This window comes from Chitinilyticum piscinae, from assembly GCF_015223195.1.
GTDB lineage: Bacteria > Pseudomonadota > Gammaproteobacteria > Burkholderiales > Chitinibacteraceae > Chitinilyticum > Chitinilyticum piscinae.
The window spans coordinates 73,915-98,358 of the sequence record NZ_JADFUA010000009.1 but is presented as its reverse complement, the minus strand read 5'-3'; the positions used below and the strand labels follow the sequence as shown (position 1 = coordinate 98,358).

Below are 24,444 nucleotides of genomic sequence, written 5' to 3'. Positions count from 1 at the left end.
CCGGAAGAGCCAGTGGCTCTGTGTGATGATCGCCGCCGCGCTGCTATTGACGGCTGAGCCGGCTCTGGCTGTTTGCATGCCATAACTGCAGAGCCAGATGGCCCACCGTATTGCGCCCGGGCGCTTTTAGGTTGCCGTGGGTATGTGGCCAAATCCTCCGAATGGAGGGCGATTTCGGGCCATACCATGGTGCCTATCTTGCATGGGCTGGGTGGGTGTATCTCAGGGTCTGGCAGCCACGCAGCGGTAGCCCTAGGCAATGCTTATGCAGCCAGTTGCCCGGATGCGGGAATGCGCTGGTAGCCATGATGTCAAAATCGGCATGACGCTGCCATTGCGGCCGCGCACGGCTGAGCTCGTTGATTGCAGTGGCCCGCCAGCCGTGGCCCCCCAGTCGTGCTAAGCGGCTTTGCCAGTCATAGATCAGCCAGACAGCGCAGGCCTGTTGGCTCCAGTGTGTCAGTTCATCAAGCAGCCTGAGGAGTTGCGCGCGCTCCAATTGGCCGAACAGACCTTCGGCTCGTAACAGCACCGCGCGCTTGCGCACCGGGGGGAGCTGGCGAGTCCAGCCGCTACGGGTGATATCGGCGCTGACCAGGCTATAGCCGCGGCGCGGCAGTAGCAGGCGAGCCTTGATGGCTGTAACGTCCGGCAAATCCACGTCGATCCAGTCAGCCAGAGGGCTCGCCAGTCCGGCTGGCTGTCGGGCGTGGCAGGCATCCAGCCCCGCGCCCAGATTGATGCACAGGGCGTCCGGGTGTTGATTGAGAAACTGGCGGGTTTGCGCATCCAGCCAGGCGCTGATGAGGCAGCAGTGGCGTACTTCGCGCAGGCGATGACTGATGGTGTTTGCCTGTTCACGCCAGCGGTACGCCAGGCGCTCGGCCATCGGATCATGAAAGCCCAGTTCGGGACAAAGTCGCGCGGCATTGGCGCGAGCCAGTACCGAACTGAGCAGCCCAGGCGAGGGGAGGGCCAAACCGGTGGACATGGGCGACTCCTGAGGTGGAGCCACCACTATATTTCAAATGATAATCAGTATCAATTGATTAGGCGCACTCGACCCGGTTCCGACCGCCCCGCTTGGCGCGATAGAGCGCATCGTCGGCGGCCTGGATCAAGTCTTCGCGACTGCTGATGGCCGGGAATGCCGCCATGCCGCAGGAGAAACTGAGCTGGAAATAGCCGTCGCCATAGGGGTGGTGAATGGCGGCAAAATCCTGGCGCAGCAGTTCCAGCACCGCAAATCCCTGGCTGAGGCTGGCGCCGGGAAGGGCAAGGAGAAATTCCTCCCCGCCGTAGCGGCCAAGAATGTCGGAATGACGCACACGCTTTTTCAATAGCCAGGCCAGGCTGCGGATGATCTGGTCGCCAACAGGGTGGCCGTAGCGGTCATTCACCTGTTTGAAATGATCGATGTCCAGCATCGCCACGCACAATGGCTTTTGCTGCTGCCGGCATTGTTCCAGCGCCATGTCGAGCTGGCTCTTGCTGCTGGTATGGTTCAGCAGGCCGGTCAGACTGTCGTGCAGCATCGAGCGGCGCAGTGCGCGGTAGCGCTCGATCTTGCTTTTCACAATGGCATTGAGAAAGACCGGGTTGAAGGGCTTGGTGAGAAAATGATCTCCGCCCAGCCGCAATGCCTCGACCTGCAGTGCCAGATCGGTTTCGCCGGACAGGTAGACAATGGGGGTGGAGAGGTATTCGGGGTGCTGGCGGATGATGCGTGCGACTTCAACGCCGTTGCAGCCGGGCATATACATATCCAGTAGCAGCAGATCGGGCTGGAAATCGCGCAGGGCATCGAGTACCTGCGCCGGATCGGTCAACGCCCGGGTTTCCACGCCCTGTTCGGCCAGTGCACGACGGATCAGCGCGTGAGCGGTGACCGAGTCGTCGACGATCAGCACACGGTAGGCATCTTCTTGCTGGCTGTCCTGCAGTTCGAGGATGTGCGCGACGATGGCCGGATGGCTCATCTGGCGCGGGAAACAGTGATCGCAGCCATGCCGTAACGCATCACGCATCAGGGCGAATTCGCTATCGAGTCCCAGCGCGATCAGTTGGCTAGCCGGGTTGCGGCGGCGCAATTGCGCGAGAGCCTGCTGCCAATCGCTTCCGCTTCCCAGGTCCAGCAGAAAAATGGCGCGGCTGCCATCAGGCAAAGCCTGCCAGCCGAGGCGCTGCACCTGCAGGCCAAAATACCCCAGCTGGGCTTGCAGATCCTGCCAGGCCTGCTGGCTGTCACTAACGAGAAAGAGATCCGGTTGCCGGTTGACCGGGCAGGGTGTGCCGGTATGCTCACGGCGGTCGGGGCGCTCTGACGGTGCGTCGCCGTTCAGTAGCCGTACCAGTCCGTCGATATGGCCGGCAAGCTGGTCGCGGGCCAGTGGGCTGATGGGGTGGCTTTCAGGACTGCCGAACAGACCCAGTGCCTCCTGTTCCAGATCCTGACTGATTCTGGCCAGCCCCACGCTGCTGCCGTTGCGCAGGATTTCCGCGAGCGAATTCACGCCCAAGGCGAATTCGACAAAGTGATCGAAATGCGGCTCATTGCAGTAGGCCTGCCAGGCGGATAACAAGGTGCTGAGTTTGGTGCGGGTATTGACGGCGGACATCCCGGCTCGCTGGATGGGCGAAATGCCTGATTCTACGGAAGATAATGCCGCCTGTCGTTATTGTGCAGTGTGAACTGCTTGACTTGCAGGGTATATGAAGGCCTGCCGATCAAAAACAAGGGGGCTTGCGCCCCCATGCCCCTTGCGGGATTCATGTTTCAGTCCAAAGCACTCACCGGAATGGTTCGGCTACTTCGAGATCCAGATTCCTCGAATCGTCGTGGTCCAGATAAGTAGAGGGTTTGAAGGCCCGAAACAAGTTCATCAACGCATCGTTGACCGTACTCGCTAAGCCTTCCATGAAGTCGAATCGCATGGCGATCTCCCTTTTAACGAAGGTTTCACTATCTACGTCGCAGATTTTGCTGACAGGTGTCGCCCCCACCGGGAGGGTCTTGCGACCCGACCGCAGGATCGGGCGACTCGTTGCCGGAGTGTCGTCTCCGGCCGCGCGGACATCCTTTGGGGATGCCGGCCTGTTAACACAACCGAACGTCCGCTGCGGCCCCATGCCACACCGGCAAAACCAATCTAGCACCAGCCTCTAGTAGTCGTCAATTTGTAACCAAATTTTGAAGTCCTTATAAATCAGCATTTTGCGATATAGCCATGCTGTTTTGCCCATTCCGTAGCCGTCGCTGGCGCGCGACAGTGGAGTTTGTGAAAGGCTGTTGTTGGGGCAAGGCTTGGCATGCTCGCCAAGTGAGGCAAGGGCTGGCAGGGTGGTTGGCATGCTGTTGTGCTGATTCTGCTGTGTGATACGGGCCGGACAGCGCATTTTTGCTGACTTGGGTGGACATAGATATGAAAGTATTTGGACTGGGGCGCGTTGCCAGATAAGGCGGCCACCGCAGTGGAACTCGCTGCGTGCCGTTTGTCGGCCTGTCAATGTGCGCTAGGGAGGGGTGTGTCGCTCCAGCGCTGCGGGGCTCTGGTGCTCCGGGCGATAGGGGGTATGGGCTTCTTGCAAGGCGAAATGCTGCAGTGCAAAAAACACTAGTAAAGCAGAATGTTTTGCCTACACTGGGCAATTCCTGATTAGTAATCAACAGGTTGTGAGGGGTGGCTGTGCCGGATGGGCAAAGAAAAAGCCGCGCAAAGCGCGGCTTTTCTTGAATGCTGGCGGAGAGGGGGGGATTCGAACCCCCGGTAGGCTTGCACCTACGCCTGATTTCGAGTCAGGTACATTCAACCACTCTGCCACCTCTCCAGCAAAGAGGCGGAATTGTAACCAACTTTTTGGATTAGGCCAAGTGCTTTGTTTGTCGATATGAGGTCTTTTTGGCACACTGCGCCCGGTCAAGACTTTCGGAAGATGCATGAAACGATTTCTTTTGGCACTGGCTGCTCTGCTGATGGCGGGCTGCGGTGAGCTGAAGGAGGCTCCCGCTCAGAAAGTACTCCCCTGGGTTGAATCCAAGGAACTGGTGGTGCTGGTCCAGAATGGCCCGACTACCCTGTATGTGGATGCGGAAGGCAACTATGCCGGCCTGGAGTATGACCTAGTGACCCGCTTTGCCGAGCAGCAAGGCATGAAGGTACGTTTTGTCGTTACCAGCAACCATAATGATGTGCGCGAACGCCTCAAGCGCGGTGAAGCGCATCTGGGTGTGGCTTTGCAGAAGGGCTTTGAAGGCGAGGGGCTGGCGTTTGGTCCAGCATACCAGAGCATCCAGCCGGTGCTGGTCTACAAGTCCGAGCTGAACGAGGCAAGCGTATGGAAACGTTTGTATGCCGGTAATGCCGTCATCAAGACATTGCCCCAGTATGTGCAATCACTTAACCAGCTCAAGGCGGCTAACCCTAGCCTGAACTGGGAGGTGATCGGTGATGGCGATAGCGAATCACTCATCGAACGCGTCGCCCGCGGTGAAATCGACTATGCCTTTGTCGAATCGCACGCGGCGGAAGTAGCACAGAATTATTTCCCGAATGTCGCCATCGCCGAACAGCGCGGTGCTACTCAGCAACTTGCCTGGGCTGTTGCTGCCGATGATCCTGAGCTGCAGGGCAGGATTAACCAGTTCATCGGCAAGCAGGTGACGGATGGTTCGCTGCGTATTCTGCTTGACCGGTATTACGGCCATGTGAATCGGATCGGGTTGGGTGATGCCCAGGTCTTCCAGGATCGTATCGATACACTGCTGCCTAAGTACCGTAAATGGTTCGAAGAGGCTGCCAGCAAATATGACATGGACTGGCGCATGCTCGCTGCGCTTGGCTACACCGAATCGCATTGGAACCCTGACGCGGTATCTCCGTATGGTGTGCGTGGGCTGATGATGCTCACCAACAGCACGGCCACGTATCTGGGGGTGGATCGGCTTGATCCCTATCAGAGCATCATGGGCGCGGCACGGCTGGTGAACGAATTGCGCGATCGGGTGGGCAAGGATGTTGCTGAGCCGGATCGGACGTGGCTGGCGCTGGCGGCCTATAACGTCGGTATCGGCCACCTGGAAGACGCACGGACTCTGGCACGGCGGCAGGGCAAGAATCCTGATTCCTGGACAGACGTGAAAACCACGCTGCCGCTGCTGCGCAATCCGGAATATTTCAGTACCGTGAAGTATGGATACGCGCGCGGTGCCGAGCCGGTGTACTACGTCGGCAAGCTGCGCACGTTCTATGACATTCTGGCGCGTCATGAAGCCGGTCCGCAGCAGGCCGCACAGCCGCAAGCTGCCGATTTTGTCGTCATCGATAATCCGGGCAACTTGCCGCTGAACATCAACAGCCGTCTGCGTGCGGCACGGCCGCAGCAGCAGGCGGCACTGTAAGTCGTCGCAAACTCTCCCCCCAATCCCGCAGGCTGCCGCTAAAATGGCAGCCTTGCGTTTTTCTGGCTATCCGGAACTGTATCCATGACTACCCCCATCCGTACCCGTTTCGCCCCGTCCCCCACCGGTCTCTTGCACATTGGTGGCGTGCGCACCGCGCTGTTCTCCTGGGCGTATGCCCGCAAGCACGGCGGTACTTTCGTGCTGCGCATCGAGGATACCGATCTGGAGCGCTCGACGCCGGAATCGGTCAAGGCCATTCTGGACGGCATGCACTGGGTGGGGCTGGATTACGATGAAGGCCCGTTCTATCAGATGCAGCGCATGGACCGCTACAAGCAAGTCATCGCCCAGCTGCTGGAGAGCGGCCACGCCTATTACTGCTACGCCAGCAAGGACGAGCTGGAAGCGATGCGTGCCGAAGCCGAAGCGCGTGGCGAAAAGCCGCGCTATGATCGCCGCTGGCGCCCCGAAGCCGGCAAGACCCTGCCTGCGCCCCCTGCGGACGTGCCGCCGGTCGTGCGCTTCAAGACCCAGCTGGATGGCGTGATTGCCTGGGATGATGCGGTCAAGGGCCGTATCGAGATTGCCGCTTCTGAACTTGATGACCTGATCATCGCCCGTCCGGACGGCACACCGACCTACAACTTCTGCGTGGTGGTGGACGACTACGACATGCAGATCAGCCATGTCATCCGTGGCGACGACCACGTGAACAACACCCCGCGCCAGATCGTGATCTATCAGGCCCTGGGCGCCACGGTGCCGACCTTTGCCCACCTGCCGATGATCCACAACGATCAGGGCCAGAAAATGAGCAAGCGCCGCGATGCAGTGTCGGTGGTGGATTACGATGCGCTGGGCATTCTGCCGGAGGCGCTGCTGAATTATCTGGCGCGCCTGGGCTGGGGGCACGGCGACGACGAATTCTTCAGCATGGAGCAATTCGTTGAATGGTTTGACCTGAAGGACGTATCCAGTGCGCCGAGCCGCTTCGACCGCGAAAAGCTGCTGTGGCTGAATGCCCAGCACATCAAGGCGACCGATGCAGCAAGACTGGCCGAACGCGTTGCCGGCTTCCTGGCCGAGCGCACTATCGACACCTCCAGCGGCCCGGCGCTCGCCGACGTCGTCACGCTGCTGAAGGACCGCAGCCAGACGCTGATCGAGATGGCCAATCAGGCCGAGTATTTCTACCAGCCGCTGAACCCGACGGCCGAAATTGTCGAAAAGCACCTGCAGCCGGAAGACGAAGAGCGCCTGAAGCTGTTTGCCGAAGGTGCGGCAAAACTCGAAAGCTGGGACGCCGCGACCCTTGGCGCCTTCATCAAGGACTTCGTCAAGCAGCAGGGCGTGAAGATGCCGCAAGTCGGCATGCCACTGCGCGCCAAGGTTTGCGGGATTACCAACACGCCGTCGGTGGACGCCGTGCTGGCGCTGATCGGCCGTGAGGAAGTGCTGCGTCGTCTGTCTTGATGGGTATGGGGCGATAGCCTATTCTTGTAAAGTGCTGCAAGGGGATACATTAGTATGTATCCCCTTGTTATTTGCTCTGTCGCATTTGCCCGCAGAAGCAGAGGATGGCGATGAGCCAGGTGTGTCGCCCGGATTGAGGCTTGCTTGACTGACAATGCCGGTTCAGGCGTTACATGGCAGATGATCTGTTTCTCGCGGCGGACAGGGAGTGTGGTCATAGATGCCGATCCATTCCTTCTCCAGCGCAGCATCGGCGAACAGCAGCCAGCTGCGCGGGTTGATTCCCCCTTGCTGCAGGCGCTGGCGCAGTAGCGGAGCGGCAGCACGCCAGTCGTTCAGGATCAGGTCGATATAGCTGTAGCGCAGGCCGGTGCCGCCGCCACAGACAATGCCGTATCCACTGGCTTCCAGTACTTCCGTGACAGCGTCTTCAATCTCGCCGCGATCGGCAAACTCGCAGTCGTCCAGCCCCTCGCAGCCGTCGATCTTGAGATAGCACAGTAGGTAGCCGGCCGGCAGCAGCCTGGGCGAGTGGAAGTCTCGGTCTCGCAGCAGCGAGTCGACCAGTTCCTGCTGGGTGTAAATGCCGACCAGCAGATCCCGGCGTTTTGGGTAATCGTCGGCGGCATCCGGATTGAGCTCGTAAACGCCGCATCCCGTTTGATCGTCATGGATCTGCCTTGGCACGGGGGCAATGGCCGCCCGTCGTTCTGCCTGCAGTACATGCCAGTGGCTCCGGGCGGCATCCAGCGCCATGAAGTCATCACCTTCGGTGAACAAGTCGAAATAGCCAAACCAGTCAAAGGTGGCATGCTCGCCCAGCAAAGTAAGCAGAGTCAGCCAAGCCTGGTCGTCGGCTAGTTCAGTATCGGCGGCGAGTTCCTCGGTGATCTGGATGCGAGCATCGATGCGCCCCCATTCCCCCGGAACAAAGGCAATTCCGACAACACCGAATGGCGTGCCGGTACGTGCCTCGACTGTCAGCCTGACCTGTTCGGCGGATTCGGCAATGCGCTCGGGATAGAACTCCCAGCCAGGTAGCTTGGGAGCGGCCTCCAGAATGGCGCTGATCAGCGGGCGCAGCGCCAGATCATCTTCGGCTGTAATCGCCAGCCGGTGGCCGGACTGCCGGATGGCCGGACCGAATTCCCAGTAGATACCGTCATGGATAGAACTGAGGTGAGTCTGCATCCAAGCCGGGAGATCAAATTCAGTCTCCATCCGTCTGGCGAGATCGGCTTCCGGATCCCTATTGCCACTGAACAGGGCGTTGATTCGGGCGTGGTCACGCTCGAAGGCATTCCACCACGCAGCGATGCGGGACTGGATGGCCTCACGGGCGGCTGTTTCATCGGGAAGGGCGGGAGTGTCGGTAAGCCAGCGCATGATGTTCTGATCCAAATGAGGAGAGCGAGCAGGGACTCAGTCCCAAAAGACGGTATAGACCTGAGCGCCATTTTGCGGATCTGGCGCCGCGCTATGTTTGCCATATGGCCAGCCTACCCCGATGCCGTCTGATTCGAGTCCTTCTGCCCATTGTTCGGCGATGTGTGAGGGGGCCGTGGAAATGATGTGGATGTTCTCGGCGGCAGGCCAGTCCGTGTCATTCTCCAAGGCCATGCCCCAGTCCTGATGCAGGCCAACCAGTACACACTGGACATCATCGCGGGCTTGGATCTGGCTGAAATGCGCATACAGTTCCCGAATTGAGGGGCGTCCAAATGCCCACTGATTCGGTGCAATCGATTCTTCCTGTTCGTTGCCGGTGAAATACTCATCTAGCGTGACCACGGGTAAATGTTCGCTATCGATTTCGTCCAGAGCGAGCAGCTTATTCAGCAATTGCTTGCGGTAATCACGCATGTTTTTCACCTTACTGATGTGTGTTTGAGAAGCCCACAGTCAGGGGGGAGGCTCAAACAAGCTGGGCATTCCATCAGATCATTTTTGTGCCAGGGCGATCTGACTATTTCAGGACTTCACCCAGCGCACCCAGCAGCACCGCGACATTCTCACGGCGCGCGCCGTAGCCCATCAGGCCGATGCGCCAGGCCTTGCCGGCCAGCGCGCCCAGGCCGGCGCCGATTTCCAGGTTGTAGTCGTTCAGCAACCAGCTGCGTACCGCCGCGTCATCAACCCCAGCCGGAATGTGCACGGCATTCAGTTGTGGCAGCCGGTACTTTTCCTCGACCACGAATTCGATGCCGAGGGCCGCGAGGCCGTCGCGCAGCTCGGTGTGCAGCATGGCGTGGCGCGCCCAGGCGTTTTCCAGGCCTTCGTCAGCCAGCAGCCGCAGCGCCTCGTGCAGCGCGTACAGGGCGTTAACCGGCGCGGTGTGGTGGTAGGTGCGCTTGGCGCCGCTGGTATTGCCCCAGTAGCCCATGACCAGTGTCTGATCAAGGAACCAGCTCTGCACCAGACTTTTCCGCGTTTTCAGTTTTTCGACTGCCGCCGGCGAGAAGGAAATCGGCGACAGGCCGGGTACGCAGGACAGGCATTTCTGGCTGCCCGAATACACGGCGTCGATCCCCCAGTCGTCGACACGCAGCTCGATTCCGCCCAGCGCGGTGACGGTATCGACAATCGTGAGCAGGCCGTGTTCTTTGGCCAGTGCACACAGCGCCTTTGCATCCGAGCGTGCACCGGTCGAGGTTTCGGCGTGCACGAAGGCGAGGAATTTCGCATCCGGATTGGCCTTGATGGCGTCAGAAACTTTCTGCACGTCCACCGGCTTGCCCCAATCATCGTCAACAGTTACGGCGACCGCGCCCAAGCGCTCGACATTGCTGCGCATGCGCTCGCCAAACACGCCGTTGCGGCAAACGATAACCTTTTCGCCCGATTCAACCAGATTGACGAAGCAGGCCTCCATGCCGGCCGAGCCGGGCGCTGACACGGCCAGCGTCATCTCGTTTCGTGTCTGGAAGGCATATTGCAGCAGCTGTTTCACTTCATCCATCATGCCGACGAACAGCGGGTCGAGGTGGCCCAGGGTCGGTTTGGCGCAGGCGGCCAGCACGGAAGGATAGACGTCAGAGGGGCCGGGCCCCATCAGCGTGCGTTGCGGCGGGAAGAAGGGCTGGATATGCGGCTGGGAAAGGGGCGGCTGCATGATAATCTCGGCGAAAGGAGGGCGACGGCTTTATTATGGCTGGCCTTGCCGCAGGGTAAAACAAATCTGCTGCCATGCAGCAAGGGCGCAACACAGGGGGGGTGATGAACCACGTTTTGGCGATTGATCTGGCGACGGGCGAGGTGAGCGCGTCAGAGTTCCCATTATCCGGCCCTTTGCTGAACGGTGCAGAGCCGGCCAGGCCGTGGCTACGAGATGCTGAGGGAGATTATGTGCTCGATGGCTCAGGCCTGTGGGCCGGCAAGCGCTGGCGGGTCATCCTGCTGCGCGACGAGGAGGGCCGGTGCAGTGTGCACTTGCGCTGGCTGGACGGTTATTGCCAGGCGGTCTGGGATGACTCGGTTAAACCACAGGCTCCGGGCTGTGAGGCGGAGCGCGATCTGCTGGTACGCCTGTTGTCCCGCCAGCTCGGGCGCGGGCCGGATGAGCGCAGTAATCCGGTCGTCCGCTTTCACCTGCCCTGGGGCGAGGTGCTGGTGCGCACGGTATTGCAGAATCTGGATTGCTGGATCGAACTGCGATATCGGGCAGCAGCGGCGGCGATTTAACCATCCAGGCTACGCTTTGTTGCATTCCGGCGGGCTGTCGCGGGCGGCAAATCGGCGTATGATCGCGGCCATGCTCGGGTGCTGCGGGATTCGCAGTGCGGTTGTCGAGGGCATACCCTGTTGCCCTTGCCGCGTTCTCTCATTTTATTGAGCAAGCAAGGGCGTTGCCTGGTGCGGGATAGCCCGCCCATTCTTGCCCGGAGGAGTTCCCATGGCCAAAGTGGTCACGCTTGCCCATTACTATACCCATCCCGAAATTCAGCAGATGGCTGACAAGGTCGGCGACAGTCTGGAATTGTCGCTGTATGCCAAGGAATGCGGCGCCGATGTCATCGTGTTTGCCGGTGTGCGTTTCATGGCCGAAACCGCCAAGATTCTGAACCCGGGCGCCAAGGTGATCCTCCCTGATTCCGGTTCGACCTGTTCGCTGGTGACGCAAACCGATGTGGTTGCGCTGAAAAAGTGGCGTGAAGAACACCCCGATTACGTGCACGTGTCGTACATCAACAGCTCGGCCGAGCACAAGGCACTGTCTGACTGGATCTGTACCAGCCGCAACGTCGATGACCTGATTGCCAGCATCTACGCCGAGGGCAAGAAGGTGATCTTCTCGCCTGACCGCAATATGGGCGCGTATCTCAACTTCCAGTACGGCTACGACATGCCGCTGTGGTCGGCGGTGTGCGAAGTGCACGACAAATTCAACCAAGCGGCACTGGATGAAGCCTTTGCCGCAGTTTCTACTGCCAAATACCTGATCGCGCACCCGGAATCCCCGCTGCCCGTGCTGCAGCAGGCCGATTACGTCGGCTCGACTTCCGGCATGCTCAACTGGATCAAGACATTCGATAAAGAGCCCGATGCGACGATCTTTGTCGCGACCGAGGACGGCATTCTCTACAACATGCACCAGGCCCGTCCGGACCTGAACATCCAGCAGGCGCCGATCTACGCCGGTTGCCAGTGCAATTCCTGCCCGTACATGAAGATGAACACCATTGCCGCAGTCGAGCGCGCACAACGTGGCGAGGGTGGCATCGAGATTGATTACCTGACGCCGGAGCTGATGGACGCCGCGCGCTTGCCGATCGAACGCATGCTCGATTTCTCCAAGCGCTACTACCAGTAATCAGTGGCAAAGGGCGACTCGGTCGCCCTTTTTCATTGCCGATCAGGAACAGGAAGAACATGAAATTCGATTATCTGGTGTTCATCGGCCGCTTCCAGCCCTTTCATGCCGGCCATCTTGCCGTGGTGCGTCAGGCGCTGGCGCAGGCGGGCAAGCTCATCATCATCTGCGGCTCGGCGCGGCAGGCGCGCAGCCCGCGCAATCCCTTCAATGTCGCCGAACGTGAGCAGCTGATCCGCGCGGCACTGACCACCGAGGAGCAGGCGCGCGTGTTCGTCGTAGGTTGCTCGGATCGCATGTACAACGACCAGCAATGGGTCACCGAGGTACAGAGTCTGGTCGACAAGGTGGTGGCGGTAGATACCGCCAGTGTCGAGCAGCGTGCGACCGAGTTCCGGGTGGGCATCATTGGCTGCAGCCAGAGCCGCGCCTCGTATTATCTGGACCTGTTTCCGCAATGGCCGCGTGTCGAGGTACCCGAGGTGGCGGATGTGCAGGCTTCAGCGATCCGCTGGGTGTTGTGGGATAAGCAGGGTAGTGGCTTTGCCGATTGCGTGGCGCAGTTGCCGGTGCCGGTGTTTGCCTGGCTCGACGCCTTCCGGCATACGGAAACCTATGCCCAGCTCGAGGAAGAATGGCGCTATGTACAGGCTTTTCGCCAGTCCTGGGCCGTAGCGCCATACCCGCCAACCTTTGTCACGGCCGATGCGGTGGTCATCCATTCCGGCCATATTCTGCTGATCCGGCGCAAGAATCTGCCGGGCAAGGGGCTGTGGGCCTTGCCGGGCGGTTTTGTCGACCAGAACGAGCCGATCCGCGATGCGGCGATCCGCGAATTGCGCGAGGAAACCCGGCTGAAAGTGCCGGCTCCGGTACTGGCGGGATCGATACGCGCCAGCCGGGTGTTCGATCACCCCCGGCGCAGTTTGCGGGGCCGTACCATCACGCATGCCTATCTGATCGAGCTGACGCCGACCGGGGAGGGGTTGCCCAAGGTGCGCGGCAGCGACGATGCGGATCGTGCCAAATGGGTACCGCTGTACGAATTCCAGCGTATGGAAGCGGAGCTGTTCGAGGATCACTTCTACATCGTGAACTGGTTTCTCGGCCAGATCTGATCGGCAGGTGTTTGGGTATGCTGCTGCAGGCTTTTTAAATAAAAGCCTGTGTGCATATACAGTGCCATGTACTATCGTCTGCCGCTATTGCCCTGTGGCCAGTGGGCAAAGCGCCATTCGGTGTAACTGGGCTTGTCCTTGAATGAGCTGTACTCGGAGGGGAAGTTGTCCTGCTTGAGCGGCTTTTCCGTCGATTTACTGTACACACCCATGAAGCCCCCGCCGGGAGCAGGAATCAGCTGGAAATCTTCGCCGGTAATCGGATCCTTATACACCCGGCGCAGGTAGCGTTTGGTTACGGGCATGCGCGGATCCTTGACCAGATCGGCCAGTTCCTTGGGGTACTGTGTACCCTGACCGGTGTTCTGCTCGGTATAGGCTTTGACTGCACGGCGAACCTCGTCGCCGATGCGGATCAGCTCGGCTTCACGGGCGCGCTTGATGCGTGTCTGCCAGACTTCACCGACTTCGGCTAGGTAAACGCCCATGACCAGAACCAACATCAGGACCCAGCCATAGGCGAAGCCCTGCTGCTTACCAGCTGTTGTACGGCGAACCATTCTTGTCGGCCCCGTCGGCCCCGGATTTCAGGTCATATACCCCCGTGCCATTTTCCGGCGGAACGATGACCCAGCTGTCGCGGCGATTGGTTACCGGATCCAGCGGGATCTCGCGCAGGTACTTGCGGTCAACCAGCTCCTGTAGTGAAGCCGGGTAGCGGCCGGTGTCGGCAAAGAACTTGTCAATCGCATCGCGCACCGCGACCAGATTGTGCTTGAGCACCGTTTCGGCCGCGCGGTCGGTTTGCTGGAAATAGCGTGGTACCACCAGCGTGAGTAAGCTGGCCATGATGGCCAGTACCACCAGCAGTTCGATCAGCGTGAAGCCCATGCGCAGCAGGCGCGAAGAGCGGGCAGTGGGCTTGCGTAACATGCGCTTTACCATTCGCGATACGGCACGCCGTTCAGACCGATGGCGCGCGAGTTGGAATACACGTCGAATACATCCTTGCCTGCTTCCGGCGAATCGGGCGCGCTGGCATAGCTGCGCAAGCCCCAGGTTTCTGCATTGCTCTGCTGCGGGCAGTCGCAGAAGGGGTCACGTGGAATGCGACGCAGGAAGTAGATCATTTTGCCGGACGGGTCCTTGGCATCCTTCACGCCGTCAACCAGTGTCTGCAGCGTTGGCGGGTAGCCGGTATCGTCGAGGTTTTTGCGCACACGGCCTTCATCGGCAGCTTTCTTGTAGTCATCGATGCCGGTGCGTATCTGAGCCAGAGCCTGCCGCAGCTGATCCTCGCGGTTGCGGGTGGCCGCAATCTGCGACAAGGGCAGCGCCACGCTGGCGAGTACGGCCAGAATGGTGAGGGTTACCATCAGCTCGATCAGCGTGAAGCCGCGTTGATTTGCCATCATGCTCACGGTTTAGCGCCGTCCCATGCCACCACCATAGCCCTTGTTTTCAGGTGTGGGAGTCGGTGCCGGATGCTGCGGTTCCGCATTGGCCGGTATGCTCTGTGTCGCCGGCGCGGGTGTTGCAGCCTGAACCGGTGCCGGAGCAGGGGGCGGAGCCGGCGGGACATAATTACTTTGCCCGCCCTGTGACGAGATGCTGATGGTGGATGCGGAGCGCAGCCGGAGGGCATCGGTATTGATGCCTCCTTCGGTGCCGCTCTCAAACTCCATGATGTGCGACGGCGGCGGATTCAGTGTCTTGACGAGACGCGGGGTGATCAGCATGACGATTTCGGTGCGGTCATTCTGGGTTTTCTTGGTGCCGGCAATCCGGTCAAGCAGCGGAATCGAGCTCAGGAAGGGCAGCCCCGAGCCATCGTTCTTGTCCACCTTGTTCAGCAGCCCTGCCAGTACCTGTGTCTCGCCATCACGTACCGACATATTGGTTTCTGCGCGTCGGGTGCCGATCTGGTACGCCACCAGGCCACTCTTGGTCACGATCTGCTTGGTGATGTTCGAGACCTCCAGGCTCAGCTTGACGCTGACATCGGTATCCTGCGACAGCGCCGGTTCAACATTCAGCGTCAGGCCGATATCCTGATAATTGATGTTCTCGGTCACCACCCCGTTGGAGTTGGTGGTGGTTACTACTGGTACGCGTTCACCAATGACCACCTTGGCCTTGTCCTTGTTTTTCACGCGGATCTTGGGGTTGGCCAGAATATTGCCGTTATTGCTGACCTGTTGGAGGTTGGCTGTAACCGTCGGGCTTCCGAGATTGACCAATACATCACTGCTGTTGATGTTATTGATATGGTTAAGCATCACTTTGCCGGCTGCGAGCAAGTCCTTTATAGGGCCAGATGTACCGTAGTTAGGGTCAAACACAGTCGCAGATACCGATCCTGGATATTCGATACCCAAGTTGAGTACGTCTGAGCTGTTGACTTCAAGGATTTGCACATCGAGCTCAACTTCCGGCATCGGCAGATCCTGGGCTGCAATCAGGCGTTCCGCGACCGCAATGGCTTCAGGCGTATCGCGCATCACCAGCATGTTGAGGCGTTCGTCGATGTAGACATCCCGTGTCTTGATCATCTGCTTGATCATCGCCAGAACCTGCTTGGGGTCGGCGTTGTTCAGGTAGAAGGTGCGCATGGTCAGATCCTTGTAATCCCGGTCCTTGTCCGGCCGCTTCGGGAAAATGAGGATCGTGTTTTCGTTGAGGATCTTGCGATCAAGCTGGTTGGTGGTCAACAACAGATTGATGACATCCTCAACCGTGGTATTGCGGGCAAAGATGGTGGCCTTGAGGTTGGGCGGCACATCCTTGTCAAAGATGAAGTTGACATTGGCGGCGCGGGAAATGATCTCGAACACGCTCATCAGCGGCTGATCGCGGAACTGCAGCGAAATGGGGCTTTGCAGATTGGCGGCCAGTGTCGGCTTGAGTGCTTGCTTGCTGAGTTTTCCTTCAGCGTAGTAGTAGAGTGTACGGGCCTGTTTGTTGCCTGGATCATCTTTGAGAATTTGCTGGGCTATTCCCAGTGCCTCCTTGGGTTGGGTGTCCTTGACCGAATTGGCATAGGCCAGCATGGAGTTATGCCGGACGCCAAGTTCGATCATGCGCACGCTTTCGCGGGCCCGGGTATTGTTCGGATCCCAGGAGAGGATCAGCTGGTATTTGCTGATGGCAACCGCCGTATTGCCGGCCAGACGCGCGGCATCACCCTCGGCCTGCAGCCGGGCCAGGTAATTGTTCAGTTGCGACGCATAGGCGGTTCGTAGCGGAATATCTTCCGGATAGCTGGCGATCTTATCCTTCAGTACGCGCAGGCCGCTTTCAGGATCTCCCTGTACGATCAGGCTTTCGGCCTCCTTGCGCGCCATATCGGCAGCACAGCCGGCGAGGATGCTTACGCTGAGCATCGAATAAATCAGGGCACGCTTCATGGCGTTCCTCCTGTGGGCAGCTGTTGCTGCTGATTCAAAGGCAAATAGGTGAAGGTGATCATGTTGCGCTCGAGCTTGTCGAGCCGATAGACGCCTAGCAAGGTTTCACCCGGGTGAATCCGCCCCATACTGTTACAGGTATTGCACAGCAAGATCTGCTGGCCTTGGGCTTCAACGAAATACTGGTCAATCCCGCTATCGTGCCAGCTAGCCACTATTACGAAGGGAAGTGGTGGCGCGGTCGGTGGTGGTGGTGGTGGTGGAACTGGAGTCGGTGTTGGCGGTGGCGCCCAGTTCTGCCGGGGGAAAAGGTTCACAATGACAGAGCTTGCAGCACTGGCTCGACTGGCTATTGTGCTGTGCTGTGCCGCACTTGCCATACTGGCATGGCTTGCCGAACTCGCTGCGGTGCGGGCCGGGCGTGCAGGCGCATCGAGCTCCGGGGCTGCTTCTTCCTTATCCTGCCACCAGGCAAAGATGGTTAGTCCGGCGGTCACGAGCAATGCGGCCAGCAGCGGTTTTGACATCATGATCAGCGCACCTCCGTCAGATAGGAGAGCTGAATCTGTGCGGTAAGCTGTTCATCCCCAATCTGGCTGCGGCTCAGGTTGATGGATTCGATGCGTACGCCGGGGATAGCTTCCAGTGTTCGAGCCCAGAGGTCGAGTTGCATGTAGGTGGTCGTGGCGCCGAACTGGATGCTGTAGCGCACAAAGTGACCATCCTGTTCCAGGCTGGTCTTGTAATCCATCTGTACGGGAACAATCCGGTATTGTTCATTCAGGTGATTGAGTCGTCGCAGGAAGAACGTGTAGGTTTCCGGCTGGTTGAGCAGCATTTCTCCGAGTGCTGGTGCGGCAGCACTTGCTACTGGCATGCTGCGCAGCCGGTTGAACTGGCGCTCCAGATCCAGCTCGCGAGTCTGCAGCGAGAGCTGGGCAGGCTGCAATTTCTGCAGATACAGAATCCCGGAGAGCACGAGCAGGCCGAGGCCGACCAGTGCCAGCAAACCGCCATAACGCGGTAGCTGACGCAGATACCATTGCAGTTGTGACTTGTTCATCGGCCGCCTCGCGCGCTGGAGCCCTGAGCGGGTTTGCTGCCCGCTGCCGGAGTTGCCCGCAGGGCTAGGGATGCCGCCGATGCTTTGGATGCAGCCGATGCTGCGCTGGCAAAGGGGTTGTGAGTGTTCGCAAATTCAGACGCTTTGCGCCAATTGACTTCCAGCGATGCCTGCACAGGCCGGAATGGATCATTCGGTTTGGCGCCGCTACGCGCCAGTGTCACGAGGTCGATGCCTGGTGTGGCCTCGAGCCGGTCGATAAACAGCAGCAGCTGATTCAGGTCGCGGGCTTCGAGTTCCAGTTTGGCATTGCGGGCTGTGCTGTCCAGATCCAGGCGCAGGAAGGCCACATCAGATGCCCAGTGCGCGCCGAGATCATCCAGTAACGGCCTGGGAGAATAAAGCTGTGCAGTACGCAATTCGACCTGCTTCATATTCTGCGGGGAGGATGCCTGCTGATTCTGCTGCTGAGTCTGAGTGCGTCGCAGTTGCAGGGCAATATTGTCTTCGTCCTGTTGCAGCTGGATGCGTTGCTGGGCGACAACATCCAGTTGTGTCATGACGCTGAGCAGCGCCACCACTCCAGCGGCGATCAGTAACAGACCCAGCCAGGGAACAACCTGACGTGAACGATGAAAATCCAGGTAAAGAGGCTTCATCGCGTCACCTGTTGCCGAGCAAACGCAGGCAAGGGGTGGCCCAGCCAGATCATCTGATCCGAGTGCTGGTCGACCATGGCCGCGTCCGTTTCGGTCGAGCTGAGATAGACCGTATCGGGGACGGTTTGCCCGGACAGAATGGCCGTGTCACGTAATAGGGCCTGCAGGGCGGCAGGGTCGTGATGCTGCGGATGAATAAAGGGCTGGCAGGAAACCGATTGCCATTGATCATCACGGCAAAACGCAACGTGTGCGTAGAATTTGCCCAGAATAAGCAGAGCGAAGTCCCGGTCACGAATTTGCCGGAAATAGTGATTAACCGTGTGGGCAAGCAGGGGTTCGACGCCTTGCAGGCGCAGGCCACCATTGCGAGCCACATCCAGCGCTGTTTGGTAAAGCACTTCATCGATGGCAACTGCCAGTCGGGGCTGACCGTAACCCGCCTCCGAGCTCTGGATGCGCCAGTTGCTGATATCCGAACCATATTGCTGCGCAAACAGGGCGGCTGCGTAGCTGTTCCAGTCATCTTGGCTATGCAGGCTGTCCTGCCACGGCAGCAGGGTATGTCGAACCATGGGGGCGCCAAGTACAAAGGTCAGGTTGTCCTGGCCAAACTTTCCCCGAGGGGCCGAGTTGACCAGGTCCTGCAGCTGGGTCAGCAGCATGGCGCCTTCATGGTCGATGAGCTGGTCACCCTGCCAACATGGCGTGCGCTGTCCCAGAGGATAGCTGACCATGTAGCATTCCTGGCCATTGAGCCAGATGGTGTGTCTAATCAACAAATGTGACACGGTTTACTTCCTGCAAGGTGGTCTCGCCACGGGCAACGGACATCAGGGCGATCTGGCGGATTGACTGGAAACCGGATTCCTTGGCCAGCTGCTTGATCTGTACAACCGGTGCGCGTCCGGCAATGGCCTCACGCAAGTCGTCATTCAAGCGCAGGACCTCGGCAATTGCCTTGCGGCCGAGGTAACCGGTATCCCGGCATTGCGGGCAGCCGACCCCCTTGCGGAATGTCCAGCCGATGACATCCTGCGGGCTAAGGCCTGATTGTGTCAGTAGTTCATTGGTCGGGTAATCATCGGTAACGCAATGCGGGCAGACTTTGCGAATGAGGCGCTGGGCCACGGCGCCGATCAGTGCATCAACAAATGAATTCGGTTCGACGCCCATGTGCATGAAACGGTCAAGTACCGAAAATACATTGTTGGCGTGTACGGAAGTCAATACCAAGTGACCCGTCAGGGCCGCCTGAACGGCAATGTTCGCTGTTTCGCCATCGCGGATTTCGCCGACCAAGATCTTGTCCGGGTCATGGCGCAAAATCGAACGCAATCCGCGGGCGAAACTCAGGCCTTTCTTGTCATTGACCGGAATCTGCAGAATCCCGGGAAGCTGATATTCGACTGGATCTTCGATTGTGATGATTTTCTCATCACCCGTATTGATCTCGGATAGGGTGGCATAAAGCGTCGTGGATTTGCCGGAGCCGGTCGGACCGGTAACCAGGAGCAACCCATAGGGTTCGCGAGCCAGCGAGCGGATGGCTTCCATGGTGGATGCTTCATGCCCGAGGATATCGAGTTGCAGCGACTTGAAAGAACTGTTGCTGCTTTGTTTGTCCAGAATCCGCAGCACCGCATCCTCGCCATGAATCGATGGCATGATCGACACACGAAAGTCCACTTCACGACCATTCAGTAGCACTTTGAAGCGGCCATCCTGCGGGACGCGATGCTCCGAAATGTCCAGATCAGCAAGCACCTTCAACCGGGATATCACCTGTTCTGCGGTTTCGATGCCACTGGCACCGCCAGCACCTAGGATGACACCATCGATCCGGTATTTGATCGTCAGTCCTTGTGGCGTGCTTTCCAGGTGGATATCCGAGGCTTTGGACTTCAGTGCATCGTAAAGCGTCGAATTCACCAGCTTTACAACCGGGTTGCTGTCTTTGGACAACGATGCCAGCGAGATTTCCGGAATGCCGTCGGTATTGCTTTCCGAGCTTTCTCCGACGGCAAGCTGAGCCATTGCCCGATGCGATGTTTCCAGTTCGGCAAAATAGGCCTGCAAATCGTCCTGGAATGCAAAGGCCATGCTGAATGGTACGCCCAGATTTTGCATGGCCCAGTTACGGATCAGCGGATCAAAAGGATCGGCGACAATCAGCAGGAATCCACCCTGGGGCAGTTCGGCTACCACACAGCGTCTTGCAACGGCATCGGTGAAGTTGAGCAGGTCGTAGCGGATTTTCAGCGAATCCAGTTCTGCACGGAGAAAACCGGGCATGCCTAGCAGCGCAGAAACCTCGGCGATATAGCCTTTGGCATCCAGCCCGAGCAGCTGGCTGATCAGCGGAGGAAGGTCTCGTCCTTCTGCGTTCTGGCGCAATGCCAGGATAAAATCCAGAGTAAGTGTGCTCATTGCATATTGCCTGCCAGCTCAAAAATCGGCATGTACAGCAGAAATACGATCGTGCCGATTAATACCCCGATGACCAGCATCAGCAGTGGCTCGAACAAACGGGTGAACATTTCGATGGCGCGGTCCAATTCCTCATCGCAGAACTGCGCTGCACGCTCGCTCATGGTCGCAAGTTCGCCACTTTGTTCGCCAACACGCAGCAAGCGTTCGGAAACCGGTGTGGTGAGTCCATAGCGTGGCAGCGTGGCTGAAACGGACTGCCCGGTTTTAATGTCAGTAATCGCTTGATTAAGCGCCAGCTTCATCGAGCCGGGTAGCAGTTGTGCCGCCAGTTCCATTGCGGCAACAATTGACAGGCCACCAGAGAGCAGCAAACCCACCGTGCGGTAAAAACGGGTCAGGGCAAATAGTCGCTCATACTGCGCCACCTTGGGCAGGCGCCAGAATGCTTGTTTGATTTTTTCGCGGATAGCCGGAGTTCGCAGCAATACTACAGCCATGGTGATGCTCAGAATGATACCCAGAAAGAGCCAAAGGCCATGCTGATGTACCAGCTCGCCCCACCACAGCATCACTTCCGCGGCAAAAGGCAGATTTCGCATCGAGGCATAGATCTGGCTGAATTTGGGAATCACATAGAAAAGCAGGAAGAGCATGATGGCGCCGCCAATCGTGATGATGACGAGCGGGTAGACCAGTGCGGAAATGATCTTCTTTTTAACACCCTGCAAACGTGTTTCGTAATGGTGATAGCGCTTCAAAGCGTCGGCAAGGTGACCGGTTTTCTCCGCCGAGCCAACGGTGGCGATATATAGCGGGGGGAAATGTTCCGGCATCTTGCCCATGACTTTGGAAAGGGGAAGGCCCTCGTACAGGCTCTCGATCAGCCGGCTGAGTACTGCGCCATGTTCATCGGCTGCTGCCTTGTCTTTCAGTGTTTCTACGGCTTCGATCAGTGTCAGGCCTGCCTCCAGCAGCGCAATCAGCTCCTGAGTGAACAGTGAGAGCTGAAAGCCTTTCTTGCTGAAGCTCAGTCGTAGCGTTTTGGCCGGGCGAGCAGAAACCAGCTGCATGCCTTTCTGGCGCAACTGTTCACGCAGATCCTGCTTGTTGCCGGCTTCGACAACGAGCTCCTGCATGCTGCCACTAGCAATGGCTTTGACGTGATAACGCATCGGAAGACTGTAGTTTATTATTGCCAGTAATCAATATCGGCGTCTTCGCCCTCTCCACCGGCACGGCCATCCAAGCCGTAGGTGATCAGCGAATAGTCCTGGCCATTATCGCCAGGATATTTGTATACGTATGGACGATCCCAAGGATCGTTGGGGGCATCCTTCATCAGATAGGGGCCAGCCCATTTGTTCCCAGCATTTGCCGGTTTGCGTGTCAATGCCTGCAAGCCTTCTTCGGTGCTGGGGTAGCGGCCGGTATCCAGTCGATACTGGTCAAGTGCCCCTGCGATCGATTTCATCTGGCTCCTGGCAGTCTTGGATTTCGCTTTGCCGACTTCTCCGAACAGCTTCGGTCCAACATAGCCTGCCAGCAAGGCAATAATCAGCAGAACAACCAGCAATTCAAGCAGGGTAAAGCCCAGATGCGGGCGTTTGCCGGGGGACTTCATTGTCATAACCATCTCGCGCTGTTTTGACGGTGGCCCGGGTGGGAAAACAGCCCAGAACCATTGTTCATGCTAACCGTCGGTAAGCTTTCCACGCAAGCATTTTTCCGAAAAAAGCCAGATTTGACGCGGGTTTCAGCCCGTTCGTGAGTTTGGCGGCGGGAAAGTGTCGCTAGTTTGTCAGCAAGGCCCGGAGAAGACCTTCAGGCTAAAAAAAACCCTCCCGCGAACGGGAGGGTTTTCAGTGACATGCAGACCCTTACTGCTTGACCTTGCCCATGGCCTTCATCAGGGTGGCGGTGCTGTCATCGCCGTCGAGCGACCAGCTGAACATGCCGCCCAGACCCTTGGCCTTGGTGTAGTCGATCTTGGTCTGGATCACTTCCGGAGTGTCATAGGACCAGAAGGTCGAGCCATCAAACTTCCAGGACTGCTTGGTAGTCGGGTGGGTGTAAACCGTGCCCGCTGCATTCTTCAGTACCTTGTAGTCCTCGATGCCTGCCTCATAGGTGCCACGAGCAGCGCCAGTTGCAGTCTGGTACAGGCCATTGTTGGCATTGGTCACACCAGTCCAGCCACGGCCATAGAACGGGATGCCAACAACCAGTTTCTTCGGATTCACACCGGCGTCAAGCAGTTGGTTAACTGCATCGTTGACGTTGTAGTAGGAAACCAGGCTGCGGTTGTTGCCATTCTTGTCGACGTAGCAGGTGTCTGTCGGCTTGCCGGAGCACTTGTAAGTCGGGTTGGACGGGTCAGCATACAGGTGCGACTGGAAGTCGGTCGGGCCTTGAGCTGCCCAGGCACCGTTGAAGTCGTACGACATCATGTTGATCCAGTTCAGGTACTTGCTGTACGCAGCCGGCTCGGTCATGTCGATCTTGTCCTTGCCGACACCGATCGCCACGGTCAGGTAGTACTGCTTGTTGTTGGCTGCGCTCAGTGCATCCAGTTGCTTGCGGAATTCTGCGAGCAGCAGGGTGAAGTTTTGCTTGTCAGCCGGAGAAACAGTGTTGTACGGCTGGCCAATCACGCCCGGGAATTCCCAGTCGATATCGATACCGTCAAAGATGTTCGGCGCTGCGCCGGCACCACCACGGCCATCGACGGACGGCAGGTTACCCTTGATATAGATATCGATACACGAGGAAACCAGCTGTTTGCGCAGGGCGTCAGTTGCGGCGGCCTTGGAGAACCACTTGGACCAGGTCCAGCCACCCAGCGAGATGAACAGCTTGGTGTTCGGATATTTCTTCTTGTAGGCCTGGAATTCACGGAAGTTACCAGCCAGCTTGTCATCCCACTTGATGGTGTCGGACGGGTCGACGCGGCGCTTGGCGGTCAGGCCGAAGTCTGCCCAAGCGTCACCACCGGTGCCAGCGCCGGCAGCATCCGGGTTGGTTGCGCCCGGTTCCAGCTTGTTGACGATGCCGCACTCATAGCCGCCATTCTTTTCGTAGATGTTGCCGAATGCGTAGTTGATGAAAGTCAGGTCGTTGGCGGAGCCATTGCTGATGATGTCGGCTACTTGGTAGTCACGACCGTAAACGCCCCACTGGGTGAAGTAGGAGCCAACCTGCATGCTGGTCGGGGCCGGAACTTCGCCGCCGGGAACGTTAGTCGGAAGCGGGGTGGCAGTCGGAGCCGGAGTAGCAGTCGGAGCCGGAGTAGCAGTCGGAGCCGGAGTAGCAGTCGGAGCCGGAGTAGCAGTCGGAGCCGGAGTAGCAGTCGGAGCCGGAGTAGCAGTCGGAGCCGGAGTAGCGGTCGGAGCCGGAGTCGGAGTGGCACCGCATGCGCCCAGATCCTTCCAGACACCCCATTCGCCGGACTTCGTCGGGTCATCGCCCTGAGTCCACCACTTGGCCTGATAGTTGCGGCCGTTGAAGGTGACTTGTGCGCCACCGGCATAAGCGGTGCTGGCGTTCCAGGCCTGGTAGCAACCTGCGGCCGGAGTCGGAGTGGCAGTCGGAGCCGGAGTAGCAGTCGGAGCCGGAGTAGCAGTCGGAGCCGGAGTAGCAGTCGGAGCCGGAGTAGCAGTCGGAGCCGGAGTGGCGGTAACGGAACCACTTACTTCCTTCCACAGAGTGGGGCTGGCGGCCGGATTCCAGCCGGTGCCCGCATACGCGGTGTGAGTAACCAGAGCCTGATAGGTCTTGCCTTGGTAGGTGACCTGAGTGCCTGCAGAGTAGGTGTTGCCTTCTTGCCATTCGGCAGCGAAAGCAGTCACGCAAACGAACGCCAGAGCGGCCGGCAGAGCGGCCAGACGGAACATCTTCATTTAGAGCTTCCTCATCTTCCTGTTTTTATCCGGGGTATCTATTGTTGATCCCCGACTTGTCTGCTTTGCTGTCAGATCAGCTTGGCAGTTACTGGGCCTGGTTATTCGCGTCTCGCTTTTAATTGCGGCCGGTTTTGTCTGGCCGTCAATATTGGACGTATGGCTCAACCGTTTGGGTGGCTCT

At 58.6% G+C, this 24,444-nt stretch carries 23 protein-coding genes and 1 tRNA gene; 5 read left to right on the top strand and 19 right to left on the bottom strand.

Features of this window, described 5'->3' with window-relative positions; all coding sequences use genetic code 11:
• Positions 1 to 193 precede the first annotated feature (193 nt).
• The 4 genes from INR99_RS13875 to INR99_RS13860 form a co-directional block, all read right to left on the bottom strand.
• Positions 194 to 991: a class I SAM-dependent methyltransferase gene (locus INR99_RS13875; RefSeq protein WP_194116963.1), complete on the bottom strand. Its 798-nt coding sequence runs from the start codon at positions 989 to 991 to the stop codon at positions 194 to 196.
• A 58-nt stretch (positions 992 to 1,049) separates the two neighbouring features.
• Positions 1,050 to 2,618, bottom strand: coding sequence for a GGDEF domain-containing response regulator (locus INR99_RS13870; RefSeq protein WP_228098323.1), 1,569 nt, complete (start codon positions 2,616 to 2,618; stop codon positions 1,050 to 1,052).
• A 544-nt stretch (positions 2,619 to 3,162) separates the two neighbouring features.
• On the bottom strand, positions 3,163 to 3,351 hold the full coding sequence (locus INR99_RS13865) for a hypothetical protein (RefSeq protein ID WP_194116962.1): 189 nt from the start codon (positions 3,349 to 3,351) through the stop codon (positions 3,163 to 3,165).
• 387 nt (positions 3,352 to 3,738) lie between these two features.
• A tRNA-Ser gene (locus INR99_RS13860) sits at positions 3,739 to 3,828 on the bottom strand.
• 109 nt (positions 3,829 to 3,937) lie between these two features.
• Between INR99_RS13860 and mltF the strand changes: the two genes are divergently transcribed.
• Both mltF and gltX read left to right on the top strand, forming a co-directional pair.
• Positions 3,938 to 5,398, top strand: coding sequence for a membrane-bound lytic murein transglycosylase MltF (gene mltF, locus INR99_RS13855; RefSeq protein ID WP_194116961.1), 1,461 nt, complete (start codon positions 3,938 to 3,940; stop codon positions 5,396 to 5,398).
• Positions 5,399 to 5,482: 84 nt separating this feature from the next.
• Entirely contained in the window at positions 5,483 to 6,874 is a 1,392-nt protein-coding gene (gene gltX, locus INR99_RS13850; RefSeq protein WP_194116960.1) for a glutamate--tRNA ligase, read from the top strand.
• Between the two features lie 162 nt (positions 6,875 to 7,036).
• Here gltX and INR99_RS13845 read toward each other — a convergent pair whose 3' ends face one another.
• The 3 genes from INR99_RS13845 to INR99_RS13835 form a co-directional block, all read right to left on the bottom strand.
• Positions 7,037 to 8,260, bottom strand: a complete 1,224-nt coding sequence (locus INR99_RS13845) for a hypothetical protein (protein WP_194116959.1) — start codon at positions 8,258 to 8,260, stop codon at positions 7,037 to 7,039.
• A 36-nt stretch (positions 8,261 to 8,296) separates the two neighbouring features.
• Positions 8,297 to 8,737 (bottom strand): YfbO family protein, encoded by a 441-nt coding sequence (locus tag INR99_RS13840; RefSeq protein ID WP_194116958.1) that lies wholly within the window; start codon positions 8,735 to 8,737, stop codon positions 8,297 to 8,299.
• A 103-nt stretch (positions 8,738 to 8,840) separates the two neighbouring features.
• Entirely contained in the window at positions 8,841 to 9,986 is a 1,146-nt protein-coding gene (locus INR99_RS13835) for a pyridoxal-phosphate-dependent aminotransferase family protein (protein ID WP_194116957.1), read from the bottom strand.
• A 104-nt stretch (positions 9,987 to 10,090) separates the two neighbouring features.
• Here INR99_RS13835 and INR99_RS13830 point away from each other — a divergent pair, with 104 nt between their 5' ends.
• From INR99_RS13830 to INR99_RS13820, 3 genes are all read left to right on the top strand, one after another.
• Entirely contained in the window at positions 10,091 to 10,555 is a 465-nt protein-coding gene (locus tag INR99_RS13830; protein WP_194116956.1) for a hypothetical protein, read from the top strand.
• 211 nt (positions 10,556 to 10,766) lie between these two features.
• Positions 10,767 to 11,684 (top strand): quinolinate synthase NadA, encoded by a 918-nt coding sequence (nadA, locus tag INR99_RS13825; RefSeq protein WP_194116955.1) that lies wholly within the window; start codon positions 10,767 to 10,769, stop codon positions 11,682 to 11,684.
• 59 nt (positions 11,685 to 11,743) lie between these two features.
• Complete coding sequence (locus INR99_RS13820) at positions 11,744 to 12,802, top strand: bifunctional nicotinamide-nucleotide adenylyltransferase/Nudix hydroxylase (RefSeq protein ID WP_194116954.1); 1,059 nt, start codon at positions 11,744 to 11,746, stop codon at positions 12,800 to 12,802.
• Positions 12,803 to 12,873: 71 nt separating this feature from the next.
• Here INR99_RS13820 and INR99_RS13815 read toward each other — a convergent pair whose 3' ends face one another.
• From INR99_RS13815 to INR99_RS13760, 12 genes are all read right to left on the bottom strand, one after another.
• The gene (locus INR99_RS13815) at positions 12,874 to 13,305 is read right to left on the bottom strand and encodes a type II secretion system protein (protein ID WP_228098322.1); all 432 of its coding nucleotides are present in this window, start codon (positions 13,303 to 13,305) and stop codon (positions 12,874 to 12,876) included.
• 31 nt (positions 13,306 to 13,336) lie between these two features.
• Positions 13,337 to 13,735 (bottom strand): type II secretion system protein, encoded by a 399-nt coding sequence (locus INR99_RS13810; protein ID WP_194116952.1) that lies wholly within the window; start codon positions 13,733 to 13,735, stop codon positions 13,337 to 13,339.
• Positions 13,736 to 13,740: 5 nt separating this feature from the next.
• A complete protein-coding gene (locus INR99_RS13805; RefSeq protein ID WP_194116951.1) occupies positions 13,741 to 14,214 on the bottom strand; it encodes a type II secretion system protein in 474 nt (157 codons plus the stop codon).
• Between the two features lie 12 nt (positions 14,215 to 14,226).
• Positions 14,227 to 16,209 carry a secretin GspD/PilQ domain-containing protein gene (locus INR99_RS13800; protein ID WP_194116950.1) on the bottom strand — a complete coding sequence of 661 codons (1,983 nt, stop codon included), beginning with the start codon at positions 16,207 to 16,209 and terminating at the stop codon, positions 14,227 to 14,229.
• Complete coding sequence (locus INR99_RS13795; RefSeq protein ID WP_194116949.1) at positions 16,206 to 16,739, bottom strand: hypothetical protein; 534 nt, start codon at positions 16,737 to 16,739, stop codon at positions 16,206 to 16,208. Before INR99_RS13795 ends, INR99_RS13800 begins: the two co-directional genes overlap by 4 nt.
• Before the next feature lie 2 nt (positions 16,740 to 16,741).
• On the bottom strand, positions 16,742 to 17,272 hold the full coding sequence (locus INR99_RS13790; protein ID WP_194116948.1) for a hypothetical protein: 531 nt from the start codon (positions 17,270 to 17,272) through the stop codon (positions 16,742 to 16,744).
• Positions 17,269 to 17,931, bottom strand: coding sequence for a PilN family protein (locus INR99_RS13785; protein WP_194116947.1), 663 nt, complete (start codon positions 17,929 to 17,931; stop codon positions 17,269 to 17,271). Before INR99_RS13785 ends, INR99_RS13790 begins: the two co-directional genes overlap by 4 nt.
• On the bottom strand, positions 17,928 to 18,722 hold the full coding sequence (locus INR99_RS13780; protein ID WP_194116946.1) for a hypothetical protein: 795 nt from the start codon (positions 18,720 to 18,722) through the stop codon (positions 17,928 to 17,930). Before INR99_RS13780 ends, INR99_RS13785 begins: the two co-directional genes overlap by 4 nt.
• Entirely contained in the window at positions 18,703 to 20,361 is a 1,659-nt protein-coding gene (locus tag INR99_RS13775) for a GspE/PulE family protein (RefSeq protein WP_194116945.1), read from the bottom strand. The genes INR99_RS13780 and INR99_RS13775 overlap by 20 nt, the downstream gene beginning before the upstream one ends.
• Positions 20,358 to 21,536: a type II secretion system F family protein gene (locus INR99_RS13770; RefSeq protein WP_194116943.1), complete on the bottom strand. Its 1,179-nt coding sequence runs from the start codon at positions 21,534 to 21,536 to the stop codon at positions 20,358 to 20,360. Before INR99_RS13770 ends, INR99_RS13775 begins: the two co-directional genes overlap by 4 nt.
• Before the next feature lie 17 nt (positions 21,537 to 21,553).
• Positions 21,554 to 21,991: a type II secretion system major pseudopilin GspG gene (gspG, locus tag INR99_RS13765; protein WP_228098321.1), complete on the bottom strand. Its 438-nt coding sequence runs from the start codon at positions 21,989 to 21,991 to the stop codon at positions 21,554 to 21,556.
• 250 nt (positions 21,992 to 22,241) lie between these two features.
• Positions 22,242 to 24,260: a glycosyl hydrolase family 18 protein gene (locus tag INR99_RS13760; RefSeq protein WP_373308292.1), complete on the bottom strand. Its 2,019-nt coding sequence runs from the start codon at positions 24,258 to 24,260 to the stop codon at positions 22,242 to 22,244.
• Positions 24,261 to 24,444 lie beyond the last annotated feature (184 nt).